This window comes from Nocardia amamiensis NBRC 102102 (genome assembly GCF_001612745.1).
Classification (GTDB): Bacteria; Actinomycetota; Actinomycetes; order Mycobacteriales; family Mycobacteriaceae; genus Nocardia; species Nocardia amamiensis.
Window position 1 is genome coordinate 14,181 of the sequence record NZ_BDBA01000169.1, and the last position, 16,393, is coordinate 30,573.

The window sequence follows — 16,393 nt, forward strand, 5'->3', positions numbered from 1 at the left end:
CGCGCCGGAGATCCGGTCGTCGGGCTGCCTGTTCGCTGAGGGCAAAACCTGGCCGGAAACGAATCCCGCGATGCCCACGTTATGAGTGAATGACCGTGCTGTCGCCGGTCGGCAATAGGGTGGACTGGCGACGGCGGCATCCCCTGCCAACTAGAGTGGAGGCGGCGGGGGCCGCAACCCCCGGGCTTCATGGCAGTCTGACGCCCACGGTTGTACACAGCACACTGCGGCGTCTGTTGCCAGATTGTCGGAGCAGGAGAGTGAGGGAGCGATGTTCGAGAGGTTCACCGACCGCGCGAGGCGTGTCGTTGTCCTGGCCCAGGAAGAGGCCCGGATGCTCAACCACAACTACATCGGCACCGAGCACATCCTGCTGGGGCTGATCCACGAGGGTGAGGGCGTCGCGGCCAAGTCGCTGGAGTCGCTCGGCATCTCGCTGGAAGGCGTGCGGAGCCAGGTTGAGGAGATCATCGGCCAGGGCCAGCAGGCCCCGTCCGGGCACATTCCGTTCACCCCGCGCGCCAAGAAGGTGCTGGAGCTGAGCCTCCGCGAGGCCCTGCAACTCGGCCACAACTACATCGGCACCGAGCACATTCTGCTCGGCCTCATCCGCGAGGGCGAGGGCGTGGCGGCGCAGGTGCTGGTGAAGCTGGGCGCCGACCTCAACCGCGTGCGTCAGCAGGTCATCCAGCTGCTGTCCGGGTACCAGGGCAAGGAGCCGGTCGAGTCCGGCTCGCGCGGTGAGGCGGGCACCCCGTCCACCTCGCTGGTGCTCGACCAGTTCGGCCGCAATCTGACCCAGGCCGCGCTCGAGGGCAAGCTCGACCCGGTCATCGGCCGCTCGAAGGAGATCGAGCGGGTCATGCAGGTGCTCAGCCGCCGCACCAAGAACAACCCGGTGCTGATCGGCGAGCCCGGCGTCGGCAAGACCGCCGTCGTCGAGGGTCTCGCGCAGGCCATCGTCAACGGCGAGGTCCCCGAGACGCTGAAGGACAAGCAGCTCTACACCCTCGACCTGGGCTCCCTGGTCGCGGGCAGCCGCTACCGCGGTGATTTCGAAGAGCGCCTGAAGAAGGTGCTCAAAGAGATCAACACCCGCGGCGACATCATCCTGTTCATCGACGAGCTGCACACGCTGGTCGGTGCGGGCGCGGCCGAGGGCGCCATCGACGCGGCCTCGATCCTGAAGCCGAAGCTGGCCCGTGGCGAGCTGCAGACCATCGGCGCGACCACCCTCGACGAGTACCGCAAGTACATCGAGAAGGACGCCGCCCTGGAGCGCCGGTTCCAGCCGGTGCAGGTGGGCGAGCCGACCGTCGAGCACACCATCAACATCCTCAAGGGTCTGCGCGATCGCTACGAGGCGCACCACCGGGTCTCCATCACCGATGGCGCGTTGGTGGCCGCCGCCACCCTGGCCGACCGCTACATCAACGACCGGTTCCTGCCGGACAAGGCGATCGACCTGATCGACGAGGCGGGCGCCAGGATGCGCATCCGTCGCATGACCGCTCCGCCGGACCTGCGCGAGTTCGACGACAAGATCGCCGAGGCGCGCCGGGAGAAGGAGTCCGCGATCGACGCGCAGGACTTCGAGAAGGCCGCGCGGCTGCGCGACAAGGAGAAGCAGCTCGTCGCCAAGCGGGCCGAGCGCGAAAAGCAGTGGCGTTCCGGTGATCTGGACGTCGTGGCCGAGGTCGACGACGAGCAGATCGCCGAAGTGCTGGCGAACTGGACCGGTATCCCGGTGTTCAAGCTCACCGAGGAGGAGACCACCCGTCTGCTCCGCATGGAGGACGAGCTGCACAAGCGGATCATCGGCCAGGAGGACGCGGTCAAGGCCGTCTCCAAGGCGATCCGCCGCACCCGCGCCGGTCTGAAGGACCCGAAGCGTCCGTCCGGCTCGTTCATCTTCGCCGGTCCGTCCGGTGTCGGTAAGACCGAGCTGTCCAAGGCGCTGGCGAACTTCCTGTTCGGCGACGACGACGCGCTCATCCAGATCGACATGGGCGAGTTCCACGACCGCTTCACCGCCTCGCGGCTGTTCGGCGCCCCTCCGGGCTACGTCGGCTACGAGGAGGGCGGCCAGCTCACCGAGAAGGTGCGCCGCAAGCCGTTCTCGGTCGTGCTGTTCGACGAGATCGAGAAGGCCCACCAGGAGATCTACAACACCCTGTTGCAGGTCCTGGAGGACGGCCGTCTCACCGACGGTCAGGGCCGGACCGTGGACTTCAAGAACACGGTGCTGATCTTCACCTCGAACCTCGGCACCTCGGACATCTCGAAGGCCGTCGGCCTGGGCTTCACGCAGTCCAACAACGAGGGCTCGAACTACGAGCGGATGAAGCTCAAGGTCAACGACGAGCTGAAGAAGCACTTCCGGCCCGAGTTCCTCAACCGCATCGACGACGTGATCGTCTTCCACCAGCTCACCACCGACCAGATCGTCGAGATGGTGGACCTGATGATCGGCCGCGTCGCCACGCAGCTGAAGAACAAGGACATGGCGATCGAGCTCACACCGAACGCCAAGAACCTGCTGGCCAAGCGCGGCTTCGACCCTGTGCTCGGTGCCCGGCCGCTGCGCCGCACCATTCAGCGCGAGATCGAGGACCAGCTGTCGGAGAAGATCCTCTTCGGCGAGATCGGTCCAGGCCAGACCATCCAGGTCGACGTCGAGGGCTGGGACGGCGAGGGCTCCGGCGAGGACGCCAAGTTCACCTTCACCGGCAAGGCGAAGCTGACCAAGGCCGCCGCCGAGGAAAAGCCCGAAGTCGTGCTGACCGGCGCGTCGGAAGGGTCGGCGGAGGCCGCCTCCGGCGAGTAACTCCTGAGCAAAAGAGGCCCGCATCACCGGTAGACGGTGGTGCGGGCCTTTTGCGTGCAGCGCAGACTTTGAAGATTCGGCCGAGGCAGCCAACTTCCGGAGCACTGTCAGCGTCGCCATCGACGCGGCTGCCCGACTTCACAAGGGCGTGCCCAGCCCCGCCTTGGCCGAGATGGCCCGCAAGATCACCGCGGCCCTCGACGCCGCATGAGGCGAAGAATCCGGCCGGGACTATCCGGCCGGACTCACTCTCAGTAGCTGCGCCGCTGGTCAGATGGGATGACTCGACCGGGCTTCGGCGTCGGTTGGCCGCGCGGAGTGTAAGACCGGGTCGGCGCGAAAACTGGCACCGGGCCTACGACCTGAGGCGATACGCGTCGGGAGACCGGGCAAGCCCGTGTTCTGTCCCCGCCGCGTGTCCCCTCGCTAGTGCGAGCGAACGGCCGGGCTGAGAGCGTCGAAGCGGCGGCGAAAGCGTTCGGCGTCATCGCCTTTGGTCTGTGCGGCTGCCATGCGCACCGGACGCAGTTCGGCGACCAGACGGGGGGAGTTGACCGGACCTTCCAAAACGGAGAGGGCCGCATGGCCTTCCGTGATGGCGCTGCTGGTATCGCCGAGACCGGCTAGCGATGCTGCGAAATAGGCGCGATACGACGCCTCGTCTCGCGGCAGATTGCCAGGGCGTCCAATGCTTTCGCGAAACAGGTCGACCGACTGACTGTGTTGCCCGAGTAGCTTGCGGCCCTTGGCCTCATGGACCTGAAGCTCGGCCACCGTGACATGGTCGAGCCAGGCGGGGTCGTCGGCGCCTTCGAGGCCGCGATCCGCTTCGCGCCACACTCGTATCAATGCCCGTTCGAACTCCGTCCGGTCGCCTATGGCTGCGTGCGCGGTGGCTTCTTCTGCCGCGCGCAGGGCGTTCAGGCGGATCGAAGGGAGTTGACGGACGAGTTCAGTCGCACGGTGCGCGAGCCGTATCGACTCCCGGCCGGTTTCGGTCGAGCCGATGCCGACATTCGCGAGGTCGCCGAGCGCTGCCGCCAACAGCAGTGTGTCGCCGCATTGTTCTGCCAGCAGAACCGATGTCATCAGGCAATGTCGCGCAATGTCCGGTCGTCCGCAGTCACGTGCCAGCCATGCTGCGGTATTGGACAACCAGCCAGTCGCGCTCGCCAATTCAGTGCCGGTGCGGGGACCGTATTCGCCATGGTCGAGCAGGCGACGTGCCAAGCGGTATTGCTGAAGAGCGAACTGTGCGATATTGCCACCGCCGAACCGATTGTCGTGCTCCCACAACCGTTGCATGAGGGTCTGGATATATGTGATGTGGCTGGTGCCGACGCGTATCGAGTCTCCCGCTCCTGCCGGTGTCGCAGTGCTCCCGACGATGGCTGCCATCGTTGTCGCTGCTAGGCCGAATTGTCTGCGGTCCACGTCCTCGGCTCCTTCACGCTCCCCGGTTTCGATGGTCCTCGGATCGATGGGTTCGAGCAAGATCGGGGTAAGGGCCGAGCGCGGAATGCCAAGTGCGTCGGCGGCGCGGGTCAGTTCCCGAACATCGAAGATGGTGGCGACTTCGCCGCGTTCCACTCGTCCGGCATGCGTGCGGTCCCAGTACAGCAGCGCGGCGAAATCTGCTTGGGACAAGCCCATTTCCCTGCGGACCAAGGCCAATGCGCGGCCAGGCTGTCCGGCAGCGAGCAGTCGCCGGAATTCTGGCGACTCCCACGTGGGCGTGAATTCGCAATCGGTGATTTCTTTGTCGGTCACGTTCGGTCCCCCTGTTCCGAATCCGTTGTCGTGCACGCACTTTAGACCAGAAGCGGCATGTCAGGTCGGACTACGGCAGATATCGCGCAGCACGGAACACGCGGTCCGCGGCGTCGTCACGACGCGGTCGGTGACCGACGCTGTTCGCAGCATCCGGCGCCGGGTTGATGCCGTGCCCGCATCGGCACACTGCCCCGGTACGCGCCGCCGGGTCGGTGGCGAGAGCCCCCGGCGCCGGGTGCTCCGACCAGTGAAAGGGAACGATGAAACCGAAAGCGATCGGGTACCTGCGCCGGGACATCTCCGGACGCCGCCAGCGTCGTCACGAACTCGAAATCCGCGCGCTGGCACGCAGATTGGGTTATGACCTAGCCCGAACGCTGACTCTCGGGCCCGAGGTGGACGCACCGGTCATGCGGCTTCGCGTACTCGTCGATCGACTCGGTGCGGCTGCGGTCATCACGCCCCATCTGGAACACCTGCAAGCTGCTGAAAAGCAAGTCCTCGCCGTATCCGATCTCATCACCCTTGACCCAGAACGGATCTGGCGACACAGCCCTGCGGCACACTGAGGTTCGGCCGACATACCGGAGGCTTGTCCGCGCGACCGATCCGCCCGTGTCGAATCGGCGCAGTGCGACGACCGGTGAGCGCGGCCGCGGGCCTCACGCCGACCGTGCCCGATGTCGGCGGGCAGTCCCTCTGCCGCCCGACCAGTTTGCGGCGTGTGCCACCTGCGCTCATCGGGATGTGCGGTTCATCGCCCGCCGTCGAGTGGACACCGTCCGGCCATTGTCAGGGGACTGCCCAGGCACGCGGGTTTCCTCTGCGCTGACGATCAGCGAGCGCCGTCGGTGTCCTGAGCGCTGGCGGATTCGGCGGCCAGGTTGGCAGGTCGGGGCCAAGGCGTCATCGGGCTTCGCTGAGCACCACGTTATTGCCAGCCCGGGCGGACCAGGCCGGATTCGTAGGCCATGACCACGAGCTGGGTGCGGTCTCTGACGTTCAGCTTGGAGAGGATGCGGCTGACGTGGGTGCGCGCCGTGGCGGGGCTCATGGAGAGCCGGTCGCCGATTTCGGCGTTGGTGAGACCCTCGGCGACCAGGATCATCACCTCGCGCTCGCGGTCGGTGAGTTCGGCGAGGGTCGCGGCCGGTGGTGTCTTCGCGCGCGCGGAGAACTCCGCGATCAACCTGCGGGTGCCGCCGGGGGACAGCAGGGCATCGCCCGCGGCGACCACGCGGACGGCGCGCACCAGATCGGCCGGTTCGGTGTGCTTGACGAGAAATCCCGCGGCACCGGAGCGCATCGCCTCGAAGACGTACTCGTCGAGTTCGAAGGTGGTCAGCACGACGACGCGCACGTCGGCCAGCTTGGCGTCCTCGGCGATCATGCGCGTGGCGGCCAGGCCGTCCAGGATCGGCATGCGGATATCCATCAGCACCACGTCGGGGCGCAGGCTGCGGGTCATGCGCACCGCCTGTTCACCGTTGTCCGCCTCGCCGACCACCTCGATGCCGTCCTGGGCGTCCAGCAGTGCGACGAACCCGCCGCGCACCAGTGCCTGATCGTCGGCCACCAGGACCCGGATGCTGTCGTGCCCGGCTGCGCCGGCGTGGTCATGCATCGAAGGAGCCTCCGCTGCGCCGGCCAGGTCGTTTCCAGACGCTACGGCTTTCCAGCGTATGTACCCGGCTGCCCAGCGTGCGGCCCCGGCCGGCTGCCTCGTGCTGTCGTGGTCGGCGGCGCTTCGGCCGAGGGCGCGTCTCCCCTGTCGTCGTGGGGTCGTGCATCGCAGCCTCCTCCGCCATCCGCCGGGGCTAGCGCTGCACGCGTCCGGCGGATGTGCTCGGTCGCTCGGTGGGTTCGTCTGGCGAACCCCCTGATGGGCCCATAGTCGTCCCGGGCATGCCTGATGCCGCAGTGCTCGGAGCTGCCTTGCGCGGGGACGTGGCCGTCTTGTTCTGCACATCGGTGCTCGGCGCCGTATCGGATTCGGTCGCCCCCTGCGCGGACGGGCTGGTCGCCGCGTTGCCATGGACGGGCGTGCCGGAGCTGGCGTTGCTCGGTGCTGTGCCGGACGCGCTGGTGCCGGGCGGCGTCGTTCCTGGCGTTGCCGTGCTTGGTTCGGCCGCTTCGTGACCGGTTGTGGCCACGTTGCTTCGGGCGGCCTTGCTCGGCGCTGTGCCGATCGGTCTGATGCCGGGCGGCGTCGTTCCTGGCGTTGCCGTGCTTGGTTCGGCCGATTCCTGACCGGTTGTCGCCGCGTTGCCATGGCCGGGCGTGCCGGAGCTGGCCTTGCTCGGTGCTGTGCCGATCGGTCTGATGCCGGGCGGCGTCGTTCCTGGCGTGGCCGTGCTTGGTCCGGCCGCTTCCTGACCGGTTGTCGCGACGTTGCTCCGGACGGGCGTGCTGGCTGCTGTGCCGATCGGCGTTGGTCCTGGTGACGCCGTATCCGGTTGGGTCGCTCCCGACTCAGGGGTTCGGGCAGGCAGCCGCGCCGCGACTCGGAATCCGCCGCTGGGGCGAGGGCCTGCCGTCAGCGCGCCGCCGAGTGCGTGGGCCCGCTCGCGCATGCCGATGATGCCGTTGCCGCCGCTGCTGCCGGGGCGCGACGGGGCGCTGGTCGGGCGGGTGTTGTCGACGGTGATGTCGACCGAGTCCGCCGCGTAGCGCACGGTCACGGTGGCGTCGGCGCCCGGGGCATGCCGGAGGACGTTGGTCAACGACTCCTGGATGATTCGTACCGCAGCCGCGTCGATGACGCTGGGCAGCTGCTGCGGGGTGCCGAGCACTCGGGTCTCGATCGTCAAGCCGGTCACGCGCGGGCGCTGCAGGAGCTCGTCCAAGTCACCGATGCTCGGTGTGGGAGCGCGCGGTGCGGGAGGCGGCTCGGTGGTATCGGTCTTCGCCCGCGCGGAACTGCGGCTGTCGCCCGAAGCCCGCTCGTCAGCCGCCGAATCACGGCCCTTACGCGAGCCGAGCGTGCGGCGATGGCCGGAGGTGTCGTCCGTGGGCGCAGCATCGTCGGCCGGATGGTCCCCGGACGCTACGACCGCTCCAGAGCGGATTGTCTGCAGCAGTGCGTGTACCTCGGTCAGCGCGTCGCGGCTAGCGGCCTTGATCGCGGTCAGCGCGGTTTCCGCCTGCTCCGGTCGCTTATCGAGCAATTCCAGCGCCACCGAGGACTGCACGTTGATCATCGACAGGCTATGGGCGAGCACGTCGTGCAATTCACGGGCGATAGCCAGGCGCTCCTCGCTGGCTCGCCGCTCGCGCTGCGCCTCCTCGTCCCGGAGCGTGGCTTCCGCCCGCTGTCTGCGCGCGACGAGCAAGGCCTTGCGCTGCCGGATCCCTTCGGCCACCGACACCAGCACGGCCGGCCAAGCCATCAGCGCGAAGATCTGCCACAGGTCGGCGGGCCGGCCGAGCAGCGCGGGCACCGGCCAGACCAGGGCGAGATAGCCGAGCGGGACGAGCGGATAGGTCCACCAACGGGATCCATTGCTCGCCGCGGTCAGAAAGGCGACGACCAGCGAGACGAAGATCGGCCCGTACCCATAGCCGCGCAGGGAATACGCCAGGCACGCGGCCAGGACGACGAACAGCACCGGCACCGGCTGCGCCCGCCGCCAGATCAGCGCCACGGGACCGGCGAGCAGCAGTAGGTACCCGAGCGCATCGAGGGAGTGCACCCCCGTCTGCCGCATGTTCGTGAAGGTGCCCCCGACCACCTGAACCGCGGCCACGACGAGCGCGACGCCCCAGTCCGATCCGACCGAGCTCCGATCCGTAAACGCTGCCACCCGCACGCACGTAGCCTATGCGGCTGAGCCCGGATTCGACGTCCGCCTGCGAACGTATTTCCCGAATACACCCAATCGGCATTCGAAATACGCGATGGGCGCAAGCGAGGTTCCGCCGTGACGGACGCGGTGAATCCGTCGTCGAGCATGCCGTTGCGATCCGGTCGTAGGGCTGCGGGTGGCGGTGTTCGTAGTGCTCCGAGGGGTGTCGAAAGCCGTTGGCGGACAGATTCACCAGCGGTTTTTGTTCGCCCGGTATCGAGTTGCCCTCTCGCGTCGTTGTTTACTCGTCGCCGAGAAGCGTTTCCGCGATTGTGCGGAGCGCGTCGGTGATCTGCGCGGAGGTGAGGCCGCGCTCGCGTTGGCGCTGATAGACCTCCGCTGCCAGCGGCGCAAGAAGCGGATCGACCATGGCGTCCGGTTCCCGGATTTCCGCTGCCACCAGCAGGGCTCGCACGTGTGCGTACCAGAATCCGTACGCGCCGGTCGCGAAGCGGGCTCCGCCGATTTCGGTGCCGAGCACCAAATGTGCGTGCTCATCCAGCAGTTCGACCATCGCGGCGTAGAAGGCGGCCAGCCGTTGTCCAGGTCCGGCTCCCGGACCGAGCGGCGGTGGTCCGGAAAGCAACTTCTCTTGCAAATCGCGCTCGTATTCGTCGAGTAGTGCCACCGCGATCGAGTTGATGTCCGGATAGCGCCGATACAGGGTGCCGCGACCGACACCGGCCGCCTTCGCGATGTCGTCCATCGTCACCGTGCGGGGGTCTCGGTCGGCGAACAGCCCCGCTGCCGCCGCCAAGACCTTGGCCCGGTTGCGCGCCGCATCCGCGCGCTCGGGCGACTTCGCCCGGCCGGGCTCGGTACCGGTGAGCAGGTCGGCGCGGGGTTCCATGCCGCGACTCTAGCCGACGCGGGAATAAGTGGACAATTTGTCCGATTGTGGCTAGCGTCGTCAGGACCTGAACCGGACGATGTGTCCAATTAGTTGGAGGTTTGGTCATGAGCAGGCCATTTCGCCGTATCGGACACGGCTTTCGTGCACGCGGAGCTCGCCAACTCCCGCCAGGACCCCGCGCTCGCGCATCGGCGCGCCGAACACGACGCGTCCTACACCCGCGCTCTGGCGACGGCGCGCGATCTGGCCGAGGAGTACTGAGATGAACTGGGTGGTCCTCGGTCTGGCCGGACTGGTGGAGATCGTATGGTCGCAGAGCATCAAGCCGACGGAGAACTTCACCAGAATCGTGCCGACGTTGGTCTGCTTCGCCCTCGGCGTCACCGCGGTGTACCTGCTGTCCCGAGCGATGCAGACGCTCCCGGTCGGCACCGCCTACGCGGTCTTCACCGGGATCGGAGCCGTCGGCGCGATCGCCCTCGGCGTCGTCGTCAACAAGGACCCGCTCAGCGCGGGCCGCGTACTCGCGCTCGCAATGATCGTCGGCGGCATCGTGCTGGCCAGGATCACCAACGCGGAGTGAGATGCCGCTATCCACCGGGTGAGCGACGGTTCCGAGCGCTGGATAGCTGCCGGACCGGCGCGTCCTGTCGCCGAGACATTCTGGCGGTCCAGGTGCGCGTTCAGGCGTCGCCGATCGATCGGTCGAGGGTAAGTCTCGTGGTCCGGCGGTGGGCGGCCATACCCGATGTGCTTGGTGTGTCCGGGATTCCGGTGCGCTGCGCTTCGACCGCAATGCGAGCGCGGGCCAGGCGACAGCGCGAGAGTGATTCGCGAACTGGTGGGCCGGGGCGAGGCGGCCGAGGTAGGTTCGTCCTGAATCGTCAAACGATCATCGGCGAAAGGACCGTGATGCCCACACGTACCGCGCGTACCGCCTGGACCGGCACCCTGCAGGAGGGTTCGGGACAGGTCGAGCTGACCAGTTCGGGGGTCGGCAAGTACGACGTGTCGTTTCCGAAGCGTTCCGCCGAGGAGGCCGACGGCACCACCAGCCCGGAGGAACTGATCGCGGCCGCGCACTCCTCCTGCTACGCGATGGCGCTCTCGGCGCAGATCGGCAACGCGGGCGGCACACCGGAGAGCCTGGACGTCACCGCCGACGTGACGCTCGGGCCCGACCCGGCGGGCGGCTTCCGGATCACCGGTATCAAGCTGACCGTCCGCGGCCGCGTCTCCGGCATCGACAGCGACGCCTTCCAGGCCGCCGCCGAGGCCGCAAAGGCGGGCTGCCCGGTCAGCAAAGCGCTGGCGGGGGTCGACCACATCAGCCTCGACGCGGCACTCGCGTAGTTTCGCGCGGCCGCTTTGTTCCCCGCACACGCGGTGATGTGTGCGGGGAACGAGGCGGGTGCGCGAAGAGTCAGTGCGTGCGGATCCAAGAGCGGATGGCGCGGCTTCGGAGCGAGCGGGGCGGCGAGCATCTCCGCCTGCACGGAACCGGCGGATGGCGCGGGTCTGGCGCGAGGGGTGCGAACGATCACCGCCTGTGGAACCACGGGCGGGCGGCGCGAGGGGTGCGAACAATCTCCGCCTGTGGAACCACGGGCGGGTGGCGCGTCCGGCGCGAGGGGGTGCGCGAAGAGTCAGCGCTCGCGGAACCAGCGGCGGGCGGAGCCGGTGTATAGCGCGGGAATCGCGATGAGTACCGCGGCTATGTGGACTGTGCGGAAGACTGCGAGCCATAGGGATGCGGGGGTCACGTCGGTGAACAGGTCCCGGAATTCCTGCGCCGACATGGCCGCCGCGAGCGGCTCGATGATCAGCGAGAGCAGGCCGAACACGCCGATGCCCACCGTGATCAGCAGGCGCGCCCAGCGGTCGCCCTTGGCCATGCGCACCGCGACGGACAGCACCACGAGATAGATCGCCACGCGCATGCCGAGTCCGGCCACCAAGTCTGCCGGGTTGGTGTCGAACGCGCGTGCTGCCCGCACGATCGCCTCGGCAACGCCCGCCAGCAAGGCGGCCACAAGCGCGACGAACGCGACACGAACGGAGCGTGGTGGCGCGGAGGAGTGGACACGCCGGGCGGCGGGCCAGGACGAAAAGGCAGTGCCGGTCATAGGACCGACACTGCCTCAGCGCTTCCGGACGCGAATCAGTCTGCGGTAGCGGCCGTTACTCGTACTGGGGTATCGGTATGCGTTGCGAATTCCGTGAGCGCGGCGAAGCCCAGTGCCAGGCAGGTCCATAGTGTCGCCGTCTCGGCCAGCGACGCGATCCGGAACTCCCACAGCAGGGCGGCCGGGAAATCCGCACTCACTTCGTTCACGCCGGGCAGCAGAACATAGCCGAGCCCGGTCACCAACACGAACGCGGCGACACCGCCGATCAGCCGAATCGTGGACAGCTGTGCGCGCAACACGGTGAACACCGCCACCGCGGCACCGACGGCCACGATTCCGAGCAGCACCGCCGCCAGCCACAGCAGAGTGCGGTTGTTGATGGTGTCGGGATCACCCACAGCCGGCGGATTGGCCGGGTACTTGAAGAACGGCACCGCGACAATCGCGGCCCAACCGGCTACGCCCAGCGTCAATGCGAGCCGCGGCCCGGACAGCGTGGTGTAGCGCCGCGCGACATGCGCCACCGAGGCGTAGATGGCGCCGAGCGCGAGCCCGGCCAGCCCGAGCGCGAGGAACTGCCCGAACTTCTGGCCGGTGCGGCTCACCAGTGGTTCTTCTTCGTCGCCGTGGGAATGCCCACCCGGCGACTCGGCGTGCTCGCCGTGCGTGTGCTCGGCGGCGGAGCCCGCTTCTTCGATGGCGATCGCGGCGTCCACCTTGGGTTCGCCGACGAAGTAACCGACGCTCGCGGCCAGCAGCCCGGCGATGAGGCCGGCCAGCAGGCCGCGAAGCAGCAGTGTTCCCAGTGATCCGGTCAGTGGCACGGAAGCCCCAGCAGGTGGCGCCCGTCGTGCATCAGCTCATGCAGGTACATCCCGCTGCGCGAGATGGCGCCCTGGTCGAATCCGACCAGGTAGAGCGTGAGTAGCGCGAGAAGAACGACACCGACCGTGACGAGCACGGTGGCCAGGGAATCAGTTGCCCGGCTGGGTGAATGCGCGATGGCCATTCGAGTCCTCCTTGGGATACGCGTCCCGTCGGGTGGTGGCGCGACGGTGCCGGTGTCTGGCTTTCCGGCACCGGACTCGGTGCATGGAACACAGTGGCGCGACCGCTCCGGAATCTCACCGGAATTACCGCATCACCTTCGCGTTTGTCCTTCGAACTGTGACAGCTCATGTACCCCGGCGTCAACTATGTCCGGCACGGGCGTACCGCGGCGTTGGGCGAGTCGCCGGGCAGGCAGACCTGCCCGGCGCTAGGCACCGAGGTCAGTTTCCGGGCTTCCCGGCGACGTCGAGCACGACCTCGAACTCGAGCAGCGAAGCGCCCGTCGCGACGGGCTTCTGGCGCTCGCCCGCGTGCGCTTCGCGCGCGGGTCCGTCCCGCCACGCGGTGAAGGATTCCTCCGAATCCCACTGGGTGACAACGAAGTACCGGTTCTCTCCGGCGACGGGGCGCAGCAGCTGGAAGCCGAGGAAGCCGGGCGAGTTCTCCACCGCGTGCGCACGGTGGGCGAACCGCTTCTCCAGCTCGGGGCCCGCGCCCTCGGGAACCTCGATCGCGTTGATCTTCACAACAGCCATGCGTCCAAGCTAGCGGTTGCCGCCGAGCAGGTGCTCGGTGCCTCGTATTGTCGAACCGATGTTGCACGACGAAGGCGGAGCAGGCGCGCCGATACTGCTGCTGCACGGACTGATGGGCAGCGCGCGCACATGGCGCGATCAGCTGGACTGGCTGCGCGAACACGGCCACGTCTACACCTTCGACGCCGCCGGGCACGGCAGGCCCGCACCGGGGGAATTGACGACCGAGGCATTCGTCGACGACCTTGCCGAGAGCACGGCCGCAATCACCGAGCCCATGGTGGTGATCGGTCATTCGATGGGCGCGCTGCACGGGTGGGTGTTCGCCGCGACCCATCCCGAGCGGGTCCGAGCGCTGGTGATCGAGGACATCGCACCGGATTTCACCGGCCGCACCGCCGCGCACTGGGCCGCGATGATCGAGGCATGGCCGCAGCCGTTTCCCGACGACGAGGCCGTTCTTTCCTTCTTCGGGCCGGTGGCCGGGCAGTACTTCCTGAACGCGTTCGAGCGTGGGCCCGAGGGTTACCGACTGCACGGATCGGTCGCGACGTTCCGCGACATCTCCGAGGAATGGGGGTCGCGCGACTTCTGGCGGCAGTGGCACGCCGTGCGGGTGCCCGCCCTGCTGCTGGAGGGCGAGCACAGCATCACCCCACCGGGACAGATGCGGCGAATGGCCGCCGCGCATCCGGAAGCCGACTACGCCCTGGTCCCCGGCACGGGCCACCTCGTGCACGATGACCAGCCGCAGCGCTACCGGACGGAGGTCGAGCGCTTTCTGCGGCGCGTGCTCGGCGGTTAGACATCCCTCCGCCGTCGCTTCGGCTGTGCGTGGTTCCCTTCGCTCCGGCCGTGCGCGTTATGCGTGCTCCGCCTTCGCTCCGGCCGTGCGCGGGCTGGGGACGGACTACGTCCGACAGAGCCGATCAGGGACGGATTTCCGCGTCGTGGCCGCCGCCTTCTCCCGCGAGCGCGAACAGACCGTCGGGGGTTTGCTCGATCAGGCCGTCCACCAGGAGCGAGTCGAGCGCCCGATCACGTTGCCCTGGGTCGCGGGTCCAAGCCAGGTCGAGGCGTACCCGCTCGACCGGACCGCTGGCGTGGCGCAGGACGTCCAACAGGCGACCGCGGGCTTGGCGGTCGGTCCCCTCGTACTTCTGGGTGCGGCGGACCACCTCGGTCACCGGCCGTCCCGCAGCGACCCACGCGCAGCTCGGTAGCGGACACTGCGAGCAATCCGGGGTGCGCGCGGTACATACGGTCGCGCCGAGTTCCATTAGAGCCGCGGAGAATACGGCGGCGCGGTCGATCTGCTGCGGCAGCAGGGCTTCGGTCTCGGAGAGGTCGCGCGAGGACGGGTTACCTGCTTCCGCGCGCCCGTGCACCGCTCTGGCAACCACGCGGCGGACGTTGGTGTCCACCACCGGAACTCGTTGGCCGTAGGCGAAACACGCGACAGCACGCGCGGTGTACGCGCCGATGCCGGGCAGGCCGAGTAGCACGTCCACGTCGGCGGGCACCTCGTCACCGTGCTCGGCCGCCAGTACTCCGGCGCACTCGTGCAGGCGCAGGGCGCGCCGCGGATACCCGAGCCTTCCCCAGGCCCGCAGCACTTCGGCCGGCGAGGCTGCCGCCATCGCCGAGGGGACCGGCCAGCGCGCCACCCACTCGCGCCAGATCGGTTCCACGCGTACGACCGGAGTCTGTTGCAGCATGATCTCGCTCATCAGGATCTGCCACGCGGTGACGCCGGGCCTGCGCCACGGCAAGTCGCGCGCGGCCGCTCCATACCAGTCCAGCAACGTGTCCGCGTCGATGTCCTTCGGTGCGCCGTTCCGCACTGCCCTCACTATCCCTGTCCTATCGCCGCAAGGCGGTATTTGCCCACCTGTAACCGACCAAACTCGCTGGTAACACAATCGGTGTGCACAATGGTCGGTATGCCGGATTCCAACCCGATCAGTGCCTGGAAGTCCCTGCGCGAAGGCAACGAACGCTTTGTCAGCGGTGCGCTGCTGCATCCTAGCCAGGGCGCCGCAGACCGGGCCAAGCTCGTCAGCGGCCAGCACCCGCACGCGATTCTGTTCGGTTGCGGCGACTCGAGGGTCGCCGCCGAGTTGATCTTCGACCAGGGCCTCGGCGACATGTTCGTCGTGCGCACCGCGGGCCATGTGGTCGACAGCTCGGTACTCGGCTCGATCGAGTACGGGGTGCAGGTGCTCAACGTGCCGCTCATCGTAGTGCTCGGCCATGACAGCTGCGGCGCCGTGAAGGCGACCATCGACGCCCTCGACGGCGGTGAGGTCCCCGGCGGATTCATCCGCAGCGTGGTGGAGCGGGTCACGCCGTCCATTCTGATCGGACGCCGCGAAGGTCTGTCCACCGTCGACGAGATGGAGGCCAGGCACGTGGTGGAGACCAGCCGCCTGCTCATGCAACGGTCGATGATCATCTCGCAGCGGGTCGCCACCGGTGCGTGTGCGATCGCGTGCGTGACCTACAAGCTGGCCGAGGGCAAAGTGCAGTTGCACCGAGTTGTCGGCAACATCGGCGAGGTGGTCTGACACCGCGGCGCGCCCGGGGTTCGCCCAGCGTGCCGGCGGAATGTACCCGCCGCCGACGGGTGCGGGCGGCCGACACGCCGTGCCCCTGAGACGCTGGGCCCGATCGTGCGCTTACCGTTGAGGCGTGCTGGAACCGAATGGACCGCTGCCACCGGAGATCTACTGGCGTCGACGCGCATTCGCCATCGGCATCCTGGTGGTCGCGCTCGCGCTGGTGATGTGGGTCGTGCTCGCGGTCGTGCGCGGCGGTGACTCGCCCGGCGACACCAAGTCCGCCGGGTCCAGTTCGGTCGTGGCCAAGCCGACCGACACCGGGGCGGCCAAGCCGTCCGGCGCCGGTGATTCCGGTGTCCCGAAGTCGTCGGCCGCCGCCGGTGCGGCGGCGGCCGCCTCATGCCCTGATCAGTCGCTCGCGATCAAAGTGACCGTCGAGCAGCCCACCTACCGGACCGGCGAGCAGCCGGTGTTCGGGATCGTTATCACCAACATCTCGTCGGTGCCCTGCACCCGCGACATGGGCTCCGGCCTGCAGCAAGTGTCGGTGCACACGCTCGACGGCCAGCGACGGCTGTGGTCGAGCACGGATTGCTACCCGGACGGCCAGCCCGATGTCCGCACGATGAATCGCGGTGAGCAGGCGGCGTTCACGGTGACCTGGTCGGGCTCCACCTCGCAGCCCAGCTGTGCGGGCGAACGTGTCGCGGTGCCGCCCGGCGCATACAACGTTGTTGCGCAACTGGGCTCGGTGCGCAGCGCGGCCGAGCCGTTCAACATCGCCTGACTGTGTTTGTTTGGCAGCGCCTGCGGCGCTGC

The 16,393-nt window shown here is 68.1% G+C and carries 16 protein-coding genes; 7 read left to right on the forward strand and 9 right to left on the reverse strand.

What is annotated here, in order from left to right:
• The first annotated feature begins 271 nt into the window (after positions 1–271).
• Positions 272–2,827 (forward strand): ATP-dependent Clp protease ATP-binding subunit, encoded by a 2,556-nt coding sequence (locus tag NA4_RS27345; RefSeq protein ID WP_067476135.1) that lies wholly within the window; start codon positions 272–274, stop codon positions 2,825–2,827.
• Positions 2,828–3,253: 426 nt separating this feature from the next.
• Here NA4_RS27345 and NA4_RS27350 read toward each other — a convergent pair whose 3' ends face one another.
• Entirely contained in the window at positions 3,254–4,597 is a 1,344-nt protein-coding gene (locus NA4_RS27350; protein WP_157129338.1) for a helix-turn-helix domain-containing protein, read from the reverse strand.
• A 263-nt stretch (positions 4,598–4,860) separates the two neighbouring features.
• Here NA4_RS27350 and NA4_RS40810 point away from each other — a divergent pair, with 263 nt between their 5' ends.
• Complete coding sequence (locus NA4_RS40810) at positions 4,861–5,169, forward strand: hypothetical protein (RefSeq protein ID WP_157129339.1); 309 nt, start codon at positions 4,861–4,863, stop codon at positions 5,167–5,169.
• A gap of 362 nt (positions 5,170–5,531) precedes the next feature.
• Here the strand turns inward: NA4_RS40810 and NA4_RS27365 are convergent, their stop codons facing one another.
• From NA4_RS27365 to NA4_RS27375, 3 genes are all read right to left on the reverse strand, one after another.
• Positions 5,532–6,224, reverse strand: a complete 693-nt coding sequence (locus tag NA4_RS27365; protein ID WP_067476150.1) for a response regulator — start codon at positions 6,222–6,224, stop codon at positions 5,532–5,534.
• A gap of 193 nt (positions 6,225–6,417) precedes the next feature.
• A complete protein-coding gene (locus NA4_RS27370) occupies positions 6,418–8,409 on the reverse strand; it encodes a sensor histidine kinase (protein ID WP_067476153.1) in 1,992 nt (663 codons plus the stop codon).
• Between the two features lie 277 nt (positions 8,410–8,686).
• Positions 8,687–9,295, reverse strand: a complete 609-nt coding sequence (locus NA4_RS27375; protein WP_067476157.1) for a TetR/AcrR family transcriptional regulator — start codon at positions 9,293–9,295, stop codon at positions 8,687–8,689.
• Between the two features lie 265 nt (positions 9,296–9,560).
• Between NA4_RS27375 and NA4_RS27380 the strand changes: the two genes are divergently transcribed.
• On the forward strand, positions 9,561–9,881 hold the full coding sequence (locus NA4_RS27380; RefSeq protein WP_067476159.1) for a DMT family transporter: 321 nt from the start codon (positions 9,561–9,563) through the stop codon (positions 9,879–9,881).
• 329 nt (positions 9,882–10,210) lie between these two features.
• On the forward strand, positions 10,211–10,651 hold the full coding sequence (locus tag NA4_RS27385) for an OsmC family peroxiredoxin (protein WP_067476164.1): 441 nt from the start codon (positions 10,211–10,213) through the stop codon (positions 10,649–10,651).
• 293 nt (positions 10,652–10,944) lie between these two features.
• Here NA4_RS27385 and NA4_RS27390 read toward each other — a convergent pair whose 3' ends face one another.
• The 4 genes from NA4_RS27390 to mhuD all read right to left on the reverse strand — a co-directional run bounded on the left by NA4_RS27390 (position 10,945) and on the right by mhuD (position 13,013).
• Positions 10,945–11,424, reverse strand: coding sequence for a hypothetical protein (locus tag NA4_RS27390; protein ID WP_067476168.1), 480 nt, complete (start codon positions 11,422–11,424; stop codon positions 10,945–10,947).
• Positions 11,425–11,459: 35 nt separating this feature from the next.
• Positions 11,460–12,251 carry a CbtA family protein gene (locus NA4_RS27395; RefSeq protein WP_067476171.1) on the reverse strand — a complete coding sequence of 264 codons (792 nt, stop codon included), beginning with the start codon at positions 12,249–12,251 and terminating at the stop codon, positions 11,460–11,462.
• The gene (locus tag NA4_RS27400; protein WP_043685997.1) at positions 12,242–12,436 is read right to left on the reverse strand and encodes a CbtB domain-containing protein; all 195 of its coding nucleotides are present in this window, start codon (positions 12,434–12,436) and stop codon (positions 12,242–12,244) included. Before NA4_RS27400 ends, NA4_RS27395 begins: the two co-directional genes overlap by 10 nt.
• A 262-nt stretch (positions 12,437–12,698) precedes the next feature.
• The gene (gene mhuD, locus NA4_RS27405) at positions 12,699–13,013 is read right to left on the reverse strand and encodes a mycobilin-forming heme oxygenase MhuD (protein ID WP_067476175.1); all 315 of its coding nucleotides are present in this window, start codon (positions 13,011–13,013) and stop codon (positions 12,699–12,701) included.
• 58 nt (positions 13,014–13,071) lie between these two features.
• Between mhuD and NA4_RS27410 the strand changes: the two genes are divergently transcribed.
• Positions 13,072–13,818 (forward strand): alpha/beta fold hydrolase, encoded by a 747-nt coding sequence (locus tag NA4_RS27410; RefSeq protein WP_067476179.1) that lies wholly within the window; start codon positions 13,072–13,074, stop codon positions 13,816–13,818.
• A 124-nt stretch (positions 13,819–13,942) separates the two neighbouring features.
• Here the strand turns inward: NA4_RS27410 and NA4_RS27415 are convergent, their stop codons facing one another.
• Positions 13,943–14,866 carry an HhH-GPD family protein gene (locus tag NA4_RS27415; protein WP_373862843.1) on the reverse strand — a complete coding sequence of 308 codons (924 nt, stop codon included), beginning with the start codon at positions 14,864–14,866 and terminating at the stop codon, positions 13,943–13,945.
• Between the two features lie 90 nt (positions 14,867–14,956).
• Between NA4_RS27415 and NA4_RS27420 the strand changes: the two genes are divergently transcribed.
• Together NA4_RS27420 and NA4_RS27425 are read left to right on the forward strand one after the other, a co-directional pair.
• Positions 14,957–15,580, forward strand: coding sequence for a carbonic anhydrase (locus NA4_RS27420; protein WP_067476194.1), 624 nt, complete (start codon positions 14,957–14,959; stop codon positions 15,578–15,580).
• Positions 15,581–15,704: 124 nt separating this feature from the next.
• Positions 15,705–16,361, forward strand: a complete 657-nt coding sequence (locus tag NA4_RS27425; protein ID WP_067476181.1) for a hypothetical protein — start codon at positions 15,705–15,707, stop codon at positions 16,359–16,361.
• Positions 16,362–16,393 lie beyond the last annotated feature (32 nt).